Source organism: Bacillus sp. LR_5 (genome assembly GCF_042709275.1).
Genome location: NZ_JAVAXX010000215.1, coordinates 1 through 11,327 on the forward strand (window position 1 = coordinate 1; position 11,327 = coordinate 11,327).

Annotated in this window: 12 protein-coding genes and 1 pseudogene; 10 read left to right on the top strand and 3 right to left on the bottom strand. The window is 45.4% G+C overall.

Going from position 1 to position 11,327, the window contains the following annotated elements:
* Window positions 1-223: pseudogene (locus RAC86_RS28170) on the top strand (phosphotransferase); the annotation flags it as partial.
* On the opposite strand, the gene RAC86_RS28175 reads toward RAC86_RS28170, so the two are convergent.
* Window positions 224-502, bottom strand: a complete 279-nt coding sequence (locus tag RAC86_RS28175) for a YtzH-like family protein (RefSeq protein ID WP_003237926.1) — start codon at window positions 500-502, stop codon at window positions 224-226.
* 206 nt (window positions 503-708) lie between these two features.
* Between RAC86_RS28175 and trmB the strand changes: the two genes are divergently transcribed.
* The 3 genes from trmB (at window position 709) to RAC86_RS28190 (ending at window position 4,048) form a co-directional block, all read left to right on the top strand.
* Window positions 709-1,350, top strand: coding sequence for a tRNA (guanosine(46)-N7)-methyltransferase TrmB (trmB, locus tag RAC86_RS28180; protein ID WP_004398646.1), 642 nt, complete (start codon window positions 709-711; stop codon window positions 1,348-1,350).
* Window positions 1,351-1,419: 69 nt separating this feature from the next.
* On the top strand, window positions 1,420-2,265 hold the full coding sequence (locus RAC86_RS28185; RefSeq protein WP_038427838.1) for a YtnP family quorum-quenching lactonase: 846 nt from the start codon (window positions 1,420-1,422) through the stop codon (window positions 2,263-2,265).
* Window positions 2,266-2,347: 82 nt separating this feature from the next.
* Window positions 2,348-4,048 carry an NAD-dependent malic enzyme gene (locus RAC86_RS28190; protein ID WP_110109460.1) on the top strand — a complete coding sequence of 567 codons (1,701 nt, stop codon included), beginning with the start codon at window positions 2,348-2,350 and terminating at the stop codon, window positions 4,046-4,048.
* A gap of 52 nt (window positions 4,049-4,100) precedes the next feature.
* Here the strand turns inward: RAC86_RS28190 and RAC86_RS28195 are convergent, their stop codons facing one another.
* A complete protein-coding gene (locus RAC86_RS28195; RefSeq protein ID WP_014477682.1) occupies window positions 4,101-4,418 on the bottom strand; it encodes a PepSY domain-containing protein in 318 nt (105 codons plus the stop codon).
* Window positions 4,419-4,576: 158 nt separating this feature from the next.
* On the opposite strand from RAC86_RS28195, the gene RAC86_RS28200 reads away from it, so the two are divergent.
* Window positions 4,577-5,650: a M42 family metallopeptidase gene (locus RAC86_RS28200; protein ID WP_014480574.1), complete on the top strand. Its 1,074-nt coding sequence runs from the start codon at window positions 4,577-4,579 to the stop codon at window positions 5,648-5,650.
* A 54-nt stretch (window positions 5,651-5,704) separates the two neighbouring features.
* Here the strand turns inward: RAC86_RS28200 and RAC86_RS28205 are convergent, their stop codons facing one another.
* Complete coding sequence (locus tag RAC86_RS28205; RefSeq protein ID WP_003229263.1) at window positions 5,705-6,151, bottom strand: YtoQ family protein; 447 nt, start codon at window positions 6,149-6,151, stop codon at window positions 5,705-5,707.
* Between the two features lie 78 nt (window positions 6,152-6,229).
* On the opposite strand from RAC86_RS28205, the gene RAC86_RS28210 reads away from it, so the two are divergent.
* From RAC86_RS28210 to sftA, 5 genes are all read left to right on the top strand, one after another.
* On the top strand, window positions 6,230-6,346 hold the full coding sequence (locus RAC86_RS28210) for a hypothetical protein (RefSeq protein WP_004399150.1): 117 nt from the start codon (window positions 6,230-6,232) through the stop codon (window positions 6,344-6,346).
* Between the two features lie 38 nt (window positions 6,347-6,384).
* Window positions 6,385-6,708, top strand: coding sequence for a thioredoxin family protein (locus tag RAC86_RS28215; protein ID WP_003229265.1), 324 nt, complete (start codon window positions 6,385-6,387; stop codon window positions 6,706-6,708).
* A 14-nt stretch (window positions 6,709-6,722) separates the two neighbouring features.
* Window positions 6,723-7,532, top strand: coding sequence for a DUF1444 domain-containing protein (locus RAC86_RS28220; RefSeq protein ID WP_009967991.1), 810 nt, complete (start codon window positions 6,723-6,725; stop codon window positions 7,530-7,532).
* 15 nt (window positions 7,533-7,547) lie between these two features.
* Window positions 7,548-8,153 (top strand): YtpR family tRNA-binding protein, encoded by a 606-nt coding sequence (gene ytpR, locus RAC86_RS28225; protein ID WP_076458270.1) that lies wholly within the window; start codon window positions 7,548-7,550, stop codon window positions 8,151-8,153.
* Window positions 8,154-8,312: 159 nt separating this feature from the next.
* A complete protein-coding gene (gene sftA, locus RAC86_RS28230; protein WP_377886264.1) occupies window positions 8,313-11,159 on the top strand; it encodes a DNA translocase SftA in 2,847 nt (948 codons plus the stop codon).
* Window positions 11,160-11,327 lie beyond the last annotated feature (168 nt).

The following is an 11,327-nucleotide window of genomic DNA, read 5'->3' on the forward strand; positions in this document are numbered from 1 at the left end:
CCTCGGGCCTTTGCTGTACCACTACGTCGAAAAGCCAGCTTGGGAGAGCTGGCTGAGCATGTACGGCATAGAGCTGACAGAAAGCCTTCGGTTGCGAATGGCTTGGTATGTGTTATCTGAAACAATTACTTTCATTGCCTGGCATAAAGCAAAAGGCAATGATAAGGAATTTCATGATGCAATGGAAGAGCTGCATATCCTCATGAAACGAATTGTTGATTAATCAGGAATACGAATCCATTTGCTCTACCCATTGAGACAGGCTGTTCTGATGCTCTTGTATGTGTGAGTCGATGGATTTGGACGATATTCCTGATTGGCTGTAGCGGTAAACATCTTCAAGCACGTTTTTGAAATTTGAATCAAGCTCGGTGTTTGCCATCAGTGATTTAATCACACGCTCAAGCTGCTCGTACTCTGCGACTGTTCCGCAGCAGTCCAATTGATGGTCAGTCAATATATCCTTCAATAAATGAACTTGATGCTCATAATGTAAACCCATAACGGTACACATCCCTTCAGTATCATACGGGTTAAATTGTTCAAAACAGAGCGTTTTTATACATGTGAAAGGAGTGTTCCAGCAGACGGGACCCTCTTTTTTTATGCGCTCGGCCTTAAGAGAGATACACTGGAAAAACGAGCTTGCGGGTCTTTTTAATTCATGGTATGTTGTTAGTCGAAATAATAGATAGAGGTGTCAATCATATGAGAATGCGCCACAAGCCTTGGGCTGATGACTTTTTGGCTGAAAACGCAGATATTGCCATCAGCAATCCTGCTGATTATAAAGGGAAATGGAACACAGTGTTTGGCAACGACAATCCGATCCATATCGAGGTTGGTACAGGAAAAGGCCAATTTATTTCTGGTATGGCCAAACAAAATCCCGACATCAATTATATTGGTATTGAGTTATTTAAAAGCGTCATCGTGACAGCCGTCCAAAAAGTAAAAGACAGCGAAGCGCAGAATGTAAAGCTTCTGAATATAGATGCGGACACGCTGACGGATGTGTTTGAGCCGGGGGAAGTGAAACGGGTCTACTTGAACTTTTCTGATCCTTGGCCGAAGAAACGTCATGAAAAACGCCGCCTGACATATTCCCACTTCCTCAAAAAATATGAAGAAGTAATGGGCAAAGGCGGATCGATTCATTTTAAAACGGACAACCGAGGTTTATTTGAGTACTCTTTGAAGAGCTTCTCTGAGTACGGCCTCCTGCTGACATACGTCAGTCTCGATTTGCATAACAGCAATCTGGAAGGCAATATTATGACAGAATATGAAGAAAAATTCTCTGCACTCGGCCAGCCGATCTATCGGGCTGAGGTTGAATGGAGAACGTAAAGACAGACTCTGACAGGAGTCTGTTTTTTTTATGGGCCGTTTGCTACCATGATGACAGGGGGGATGAAAATGGAAACAATGAAAATTGGAAACATCACGTTGACCTGGCTTGACGGAGGCGTGACGCATATGGACGGAGGCGCCATGTTCGGCGTTGTGCCAAAGCCGCTTTGGTCTAAAAAATATCCAGTCAATGAAAAAAACCAGATTGAACTAAGAACAGACCCTATTTTGATTCAAAAGGATGGGCTCAATATCATCGTTGACGCCGGAATTGGGTACGGCAAGCTGACTGATAAACAAAAACGAAACTATGGCGTGACACAAGAGTCGAATGTGAAACCATCGTTAGCAGCACTCGGATTAACGGTTGCCGATATAGATGTGATCGCAATGACACACCTTCATTTTGATCATGCATGCGGTTTAACGGAATATGAAGGTGAACGGCTCGTCTCTGTCTTTCCGAATGCAGTGATTTATACATCAGCTGTTGAATGGGACGAAATGCGCCATCCGAATATCAGGTCGAAAAATACGTATTGGAAAGAAAATTGGGAGGCTGTAGCTGGCCAAGTCAAAACCTTTGAAGACACCTTAACGATCACAGAGGGTATTACAATGCATCACACCGGAGGCCATAGCGACGGACACAGTGTCCTGATATGCGAAGATGCGGGTGAAACTGCCGTACATATGGCAGATCTGATGCCGACACATGCCCACCGCAATCCGCTATGGGTGCTGGCTTACGATGATTATCCGATGACCTCTATCCCGCAAAAGCAGAAATGGCAGGCGTTCGCAGCAGAAAAAGATGCTTGGTTTATTTTTTACCATGATGCCGAGTATCGCGCCCTTCAATGGGAGGAGGACGGAAGCATCAAAAAGTCAGTTAAGCGAATGAAGCGATAGCATATTTTTATGTTTACCCTGCATGTTTTCCGGCTAATAATGCAAACCTAGTACTAATTATGCTCAGAAAGGAAGAGGCAGGGTGAAACAATTCAGAGTAACAAACGAAGGAGACATTCAAACAACATTAAGAGGCCTTGAAGTGCTCTCTGTTCCTTTTTTGAACAAAGGTGTTGCTTTTACTGAGGAAGAAAGAAAAGAACTTGGTTTAAAAGGCTTTCTGCCGCCCAAGGTATTAACAATTGATGATCAGGCGAAAAGAGCGTATGAACAATATTCCGCACAGCCTGACGATTTGAGCAAAAATGTCTATTTAACGGCGCTGCACGATCGGAATGAAACGCTGTTTTACCGCCTGTTAAATGACCATTTAGGGGAAATGCTCCCGATTGTCTACACACCGACAGTCGGAACGGCAATCCAGAGATACAGCCATGAATACAGAAAACCACGAGGGCTCTATCTGTCAATCGATGACCCGGACGGTATGAAAGAAGCTTTTAAACAGTATAAAGATCAAAGCGATACGATCGATTTAATTGTTGCAACTGATGCGGAAGGAATTTTAGGAATCGGTGACTGGGGCGTCGGAGGAATCGCAATTTCTATTGGCAAGCTGGCGGTTTATACAGCGGCTGCGGGCATTGATCCGAGCAGAGTGCTGGCTGTTGTTTTAGATGCGGGGACAAATCAGGAGAGCCTCTTGAACGATCCGCTTTATGTCGGCAACCAGCATTCTAGAGTGCGCGGAGAACGCTATGACCAATTTATTGACGACTACGTTGCGCTTGCGAGAGAAACATTTCCGAATGCATTGCTGCATTGGGAGGATTTCGGGGCGAAAAACGCGCGAAGCATTTTGAAACGCTATAAAGATAAAGTGTGTACCTTCAATGATGATATCCAAGGAACTGGCGCTGTTTCTTTGGCCGCAGTCTTATCCTGTGCAAAAGCGTCTAAAGTTCCGCTGAGAGATCACAGAGTTGTTATATTCGGAGCGGGAACGGCAGGAATCGGAATTGCCGAACAGCTGCGGGAAGCTTTGGTGCGCGAGGGACTGAGTGAAGAAGAATCATACAAGCGCTTCTGGTGCATAGACAGAAACGGGCTGTTAACAGATGATATGGATCAGCTTCTTGATTTCCAAAAGCCGTATACTCGTTCGGCTGATGAAGTGAAGGATTATCAGCGGAACGGAGACGGCGGAGGCATTGATCTTCTTGAAGTGGTCCGGCAGGCGAAACCGACGATCCTGATCGGCACATCTACAGTTTCCGGCGCTTTCACTGAAGAAATTGTAAAAGAAATGGCGTCACATGTGAAACGGCCGGCGATTTTGCCAATGTCAAATCCGACAACTCTTTCTGAAGCAAAACCGGAGGATTTAATCGAATGGACAGAAGGCCGTGCGCTGATCACGACAGGAAGCCCGTTCCCGCCAGTTGAATATAACGGAGTTACGTATCATATCGGGCAGGCAAACAACGCGCTTGTCTTCCCTGGTCTCGGTCTTGGAACAATTGTTACCAAATCAAAATTAATTACCGACGGCATGTTTGAAGCATGTGCCCGGGCAATCGCAGGTATGGTCAATGTCGGGGTGCCTGGCGCGCCGATGCTTCCAAAAGTTGAAGATTTGCGCACTGTTTCGGCAACCGTTGCTGTTGAAGTTGCAAAAACCGCAATGGAGGAAGGCGTCGCTACGGAAGAGCCTGAAGACATTATACAGGCAGTGCAGGATGCGATGTGGTATCCGGTATACAAACCGATTCGCGCGATATAATAAAAAAGAGCCGCTGCATAGGCAGCGGCTTCTATTTTTTGCTTGTCCGGTGTTAAGAGGCGATTGTATCAATGACATCAACAATTTCTCCCGTTTTCGCATCCACCATGACTTCATACTGTTCTAATTCTCCGAAAGCTGATCGTGTAATGCCGGTTTTGTATACCTGTACCGTTTCTCCGTTAATATTGTAGGGCTCCGGCTGGGTGTAAATCCATGATCCGTCAATCGGGCCCCGCTGCTTAAAAGCAGACTTTACAATTCGAAGCGCTTTTTCTGAAGAAATATAAGGCTTCATCACATATTGTTTCACAACGACAGCCGTACAAATTCCAAGTCCTGCTCCTAAAAGAAGATGACGCAATTTCAAAATAAAGCACCTCCTGGTTGATCGTACTTTTCATTATACAGAAACAGCCAAATCCTGTTAAGCAATACGCGGCTGATCGAGCAGATTCGGTCAGGGTGCTTGGAAAACTTCATTGTTTCTAATAAAATAAAAGGACTACATAGAAATGAGGGGAAAACATGAATCAAGAAACGAAAGCGCTTTTCCAAACACTGACGCAGCTTCCCGGCGCGCCGGGCAATGAGCATCAGGTTCGTGCTTTTATGAAGCAGGAGCTAGCCAAATATGCCGATGACATCGTTCAGGACAGACTGGGAAGTGTTTTCGGAGTCAGACGAGGCGCAGAGGACGCACCGAGAATTATGGTAGCCGGGCACATGGACGAAGTCGGCTTCATGGTGACATCAATTACAGACAACGGGCTGCTCAGATTCCAGACGCTCGGAGGCTGGTGGAGCCAAGTTTTGCTTGCGCAGCGGGTTGAAATTCAAACAGATAACGGGCCGGTTCCGGGTGTGATTTCAAGCATACCGCCGCATTTATTGACAGATGCGCAGCGAAACCGTCCGATGGATATCAAAAACATGATGATCGACATTGGAGCGGATGATAAGGAAGACGCCATCAAAATCGGTATTAAACCGGGACAGCAGATCGTGCCTGTTTGTCCGTTTACGACGATGGCGAACGAAAAGAAAATTTTATCAAAAGCATGGGATAACAGATATGGATGCGGCTTAAGCATTGAACTTCTGAAGGAATTACACGGTAAAGAGCTTCCGAATACACTCTATGCGGGTGCAACGGTTCAGGAAGAAGTAGGGCTAAGGGGCGCGCAGACGGCTTCTCATATGATTAAACCGGACTTGTTTTTCGCCCTTGACGCCAGCCCGGCAAACGATATGAGCGGAGACAAAAATGAATTCGGCCAGCTTGGAAAAGGCTTTTTGCTGCGCATTCTTGACAGAACGACAGTCATGCATCGCGGAATGAGGGAATTCGTTCTTGATATGGCTGAAACGCATGATATTCCATATCAATATTTTGTATCCGGCGGGGGAACAGACGCAGGCAAGGTTCATATTTCGAACAGCGGTGTGCCGTCAGCGGTTATCGGAATATGTTCCCGCTATATTCATACAAACGCTTCTATCATTCATATTGATGATTATGCTGCTGCTAAAGAAATGCTCATCAAACTTGTAACAGCCTGCGATAAGCAGACGGTGGATGCGATTAAAGAAAATATGTAGGTTTCATAAAAGCTTGTTGAACGAGCAGTAAGCCCGGATCGACAAGCTTTTTTCTTATTCTGTTTCAAATAGATAGGAAAGGGCCTTAATGGCTTGGTTAACGGTTTCAACCGTAATATTCGCTTTATTGGAAAGCTCTTTTAAAGGATGGTGGAGCGATTCCGGCCGGATGATAATCAGGGGTTTTCCTTTTGCGATCGCATATGATGCATCCATTGCCGTGTTCCACTGTTTGTACTTTTCGCCAAACAGGGCGATCACAAAGTCTGCTTTATTCATCAGGACGGCGGTTCTGAAGTTGTTGATGTCAGAGGCTTTGTCATCCTTTAAAACGGCATTTGGCTGTACGCCCATAATTTCTTCACCAATATTGTCTGAGCGGTCATGATTCTCCATCGGGCCAACAAACGTAATCGGGAGCTTCAGTGATTTTGTTTTCTCTTTAATTTCCTCGCGCCAATTGCTGTGGATTTCTCCTGCTAAATAGACGATAAACTCCATATAAAAATCCCTCCTTATGTATGTCCATCTGTGAATTTTACCCTCATGTACACGATGTTAAACGAAACGAGCTTGATAATGCAAATAAAATATGATAATGATAATGGGAAAGCCAATCTTACATATTCATTCGTTGCATATAAGTGGTTTTGCCTCAAGCAGTTTGGTATGATCCAAATGGACGAGTATCGATAAAAAACATGTAAGAACATAAACAACTGGAGGGATATGAAATGAAAAAAATTGAATCAACTCAAGAGCTGGAAAAAGCGGTAAAGGATGATTGGTCTGTATTTATGTTTTCAGCCGATTGGTGCCCGGATTGCCGTTTTGTAGAGCCTTTCCTGCCTGAATTGGAAGCGAATTTCCCTGAATTCACCTACTACTACGTAGACCGTGACAAATTCATTGATACATGTGCAGAGTGGGAAATTTACGGAATCCCAAGCTTTGTGGTGTTTAATGAAGGAAAAGAAGTAAATCGTTTTGTGAGCAAAGACCGCAAAACAAAAGAAGAAATTGAACAGTTTTTAACAGACTCTCTCGCTAAAGCGTAAAGGAGGACATCGGTTTGAAAATGACCTCAAGGAAGCTGTCAGATATACTGAAGCAGCGCCTTCAGCACGAGAATCGCTCCTTTCTGTTTGACAGAGAAAAAGACACCCTCCGTGTTGAGGATCAAACGACTAAAAAAGGGATTACACTCGATTTGCCGCCGATTATTGCAAAATGGGAACTGAAAAAAGACGAAGCCATTGATGAGATCGTGTACTATGTCTCCGAAGCGATGACGGCAATGGAAGGGAAGGCTCAGGAAATGACCGGGAAAGAAACTCGCATTTATCCGGTCATCCGCTCGACTTCCTTCCCGGACAAGTCCAGCGAAGATATCCCGCTCATTTATGACGATCATACCGCAGAGACAAGAATTTATTACGCGCTTGATCTCGGGAAAACCTACCGTTTAATTGACCAGCGCATGCTTGAGAAAGAAAACTGGACAAAAGAGCGGATCAGAGAGACGGCCGCATTTAATCTCCGTTCCCTGCCGACGGTTGTCAAAGAGGATACGGTTGCCGGCAATTACTTTTATTTCTTCAGGGCAAACGACGGATACGACGCAAGCCGGATTTTGAACGAAGCGATCTTAAATGAATATAAGCAGCATGCAGAAGGGGAGCTGGCGATCTCTGTTCCTCATCAGGACGTTTTGATTCTTGCTGACATCCGGAATGAATCGGGGTATGATATTCTAGGACAAATGTCGATGAGCTTCTTTGCAGGCGGCACCGTCCCGATTACCGCCCTATCATTTTTGTACAATGAAGGAAAGCTGGAACCGGTGTTTATCCTGGCGAAAAGCCGTCCGAAAAAGGATTAGAAAGGATTTTTACTTATGAACGCTTTTTATAATAAAGAAGGTGTGGGAGACACGCTCCTGATCTCTCTTCAAGATGTGACACGCGAACAATTAGGCTACGAAAAACACGGCGACGTCGTCAAAATTTTTAATAACGAAACAAAAGAAACAACGGGCTTCAACATTTTCAACGCGTCTTCTTACTTGACCATTGATGAAAACGGCCCTGTTGCGCTCTCAGAAACATTCGTGCAAGATGTGAATGAGATTTTAAACAGAAACGGCGTTGAAGAAACATTAGTCGTTGATTTATCTCCGAAGTTTGTTGTGGGGTATGTAGAATCAAAAGAAAAACATCCGAATGCGGATAAATTAAGCGTATGTAAAGTCAACGTAGGAGAAGAAACGCTTCAGATCGTCTGCGGCGCGCCTAACGTTGACAAAGGCCAAAAAGTTGTCGTTGCCAAAGTCGGTGCTGTGATGCCTAGCGGACTTGTCATTAAGGATGCAGAGCTTCGCGGCGTTCCGTCAAGCGGGATGATCTGCTCAGCGAAAGAGCTTGATTTGCCGGATGCCCCTGCTGAAAAAGGAATCCTTGTGTTAGAAGGAGACTATGAGGCGGGAGACGCATTTCAGTTTTAGACTCCCATAAATCCGCCAAAAAAAACGAATCATGTGAAAAGCCGCTAAGCCCTTGTTTAGCGGCTTTGTTTCTGCTGATAGCTTAATCTTTTCTGGGCCGACCAGCAGTGGTATACTAAAAACCGTCCCAGAAAACTATAAGGGAGTTAGAGATAAATTATGAGTTGGCTTCATAAATTTTTTGATTTGTTTTTAGGCGAAAGCGAAGAGGATGCTGAACGGGAGACAAAACCCGCTCAAATTCCGCAGCAACAAGAGGTACATCATCCTGAAGGACAATTAAAAAGATTGGAAGATCCTAAAATATATTATGAATATCCAAAAGGCAAATTCCGTTTTCCAGTCGTGCCTGACGGATACAAAAATCATGACCTGAGAAGGCGCCGCACACCATCGGACGAACCGAAATCCGCGCCTCGTCCAAGTGCTGCACCTTACAGAGAGCGTCCCAGAAATGAAGAAGAGCAGCATACATATCAAGCAGCAGAGCCGGCGAAGAAACCGTTTAAACCGACAAATATCCCTTCGCCTGTCTATGGATTCAATCAAAAACCATCTGTTAAAAAGGATGTGCCGAAAAAGCCTTCTGAAACATTGAACGAACCGGATACATCGGTAAAAGAGAAGGTAACACTGCTGTCAGAAGAGATCGAACGTGAACGCGGCTATCCTGCTTCAGACACACAGGTGCATTCCAAAAAAGAAAGTCCTTTCTTCCCGGATATCCAATTTGAAAAACAGCCTTCTGGCGTTTTAAACAGAAAGGATACGGAGCATGATGGGGCGCTGGCGAAACGGCCAGCCGAGCCGTCAGGTAACAAAGTGCCATTTGAGTCAGGCGTTCAACAGCCGGAAAAAGAGGAGCCTTCCTTCCCAGCTGAACATGCCGAAGAGCAAACACCGCCTGAGATGCTCACAGATACGGCGGCTGAAGGGCTTTCAGACAGTGAAGTAGGCCGCGAAGAGGAGGAAGAACAAAGGGAGCAGCAGCCAGAGAAACTTGAAGAGCCTGTTTTCTCCGCTGAACTTGATGAAGAGCAAATAGCTCCTGAATCTCAGACAGAGGCAGTATCTGAGGATGAAAAAGCAAAAGAGCCGTCAGACAGCCCAGTATACAATCATCATGAAAACGCGGCAGAAGGTGCTGAGTCCCCGTTCGTTCAAGAAGAACAAATGGACATTCGTCAGGAAGACCCTTTATTTACTGATCATGAGTATTCATCAGAGGCTCTGGCTCAAGCAGAAACTGTGGCAAAAGAATCAGAAGAGCCATCAGACAGCATAATAAATAATCATTATGACATCCTGGGAGAGGCTCAGGAAACGAAGATAGATGTTCAGCCAGACAGCCATACAGAGCTTGAGAAAACTGAACACATGGAGCAGGGTTCCAAATCGTCTACTGCACCTCTTGAAAATCGGCAGGGAATTCGCGCAGACAAACCTCGCGAAGCTTCAGAAGAGCCGAAAAAAAGGCCTGGTGTACAGGAGAAAAGGACTGAACAAAGCGCATCTTCTCAAAAAGGGCCATCCGTTCCTTTTAATGTGATGATGCTGAAGAGAGATACGCATAAACAGCAAAAAGCAGAGGAGCGCTGCGGCAGCTATGTATTTCCGAATGTTGCACTGCTTGATGTCCCGCCAGCGCAGGTTCAAGATGATACTGCGTGGATCGAAGAACAGCGTCAGCTTCTTGATTTGACCTTGAAAAACTTCAATGTCCGCGCCAATGTGGTCCATGTAACCCAGGGTCCGTCTGTCACGAGATTTGAAGTGCATCCTGAACCGGGTGTAAAGGTGAATAAAATCACCAACTTGTCCGATGATATTAAACTCAGTCTCTCAGCGAGAGATATTCGGATTGAAGCGCCGATTCCGGGGAAAAACACGATCGGAATTGAAGTGCCGAACCGCACGAGCAAGGTGGTTGATTTGCGCCAAATGATTCGCAGCTCAGCTTTCAGGACAAGCAAGTCACCGCTCACAGCTGCGCTGGGATTAGATATTTCGGGAAATCCTGTTGTTATCGACTTGAAGAAAATGCCACATGGCTTGATTGCCGGCGCTACAGGCTCCGGAAAAAGCGTATGCATCAATACAATATTAGTCAGCCTGCTTTATAAAGCTGACCCGAGTGAGGTAAAGGTGCTGCTGATTGATCCGAAAATGGTAGAGCTGGCCCCTTACAATAAAATTCCTCACCTCGTCAGCCCGGTCATTACTGATGCTAAAGCGGCTACAGCTGCTTTGAAATGGGTCGTTGAGGAAATGGAGCGCCGCTATGAGCTTTTTGCCCATTCAGGTGTCCGCGACATTGGCCGCTTTAATCAATTAACCGCTGAACACCAAATGGGTGAAAAGCTGCCATATTTAGTTGTCATTATTGATGAGCTTGCAGATTTGATGATGGTGGCTCCAAACGATGTGGAAGAAAGCATTGCGCGGATCGCCCAAAAAGCCAGAGCGTGCGGTATCCATCTTCTCGTCGCAACTCAGCGTCCGTCAGTCGATGTCATTACAGGTCTGATAAAGGCGAATATCCCAACGAGAATCGCCTTTTCTGTTTCAAGCCAGGTTGATTCCCGAACAATTATCGACATAGCCGGTGCAGAAAAGCTTCTCGGAAAAGGGGATATGCTCTTTTTGGAAAACGGCTCGGGAAAACCGGTTCGTCTGCAAGGTAACTTTGTGTCAGACCGGGAAATCGACCGCGTCGTTTCCCACGTCAGAAGCCAAATGCCGCCGACCTATTTATTTGAACAAGAAGAGCTCGTAAGACAAGGATCAGCCCTGAAAGAAGAGGACGAACTGTTTTACGAAGCGTGTGAGTTTGTTGTAGAGCAAAACAGTGCGAGCACTTCAAGCCTGCAAAGAAGATTCAGAATCGGTTACAATCGTGCGGCAAGGCTGATCGACATGATGGAAGCGGAAGGCATGATCTCTGAGGCAAAAGGAAGCAAGCCTCGGGAGGTGCTGATCACAGCAAGTGATTTAATAAACGAATAATATGGGTTCATTTTCACACCAAACATGGTATGATAGTGTTTAGAGCATTTAACAGCTATGCCGCTTTACAGCAGCTGTGCATAGACAAATCTTGATATCTGGGTTTAATCGGAAAGAAATAACCTGATACTAAACATAACAAAACATATAAAATACGCCGCTAAGGGA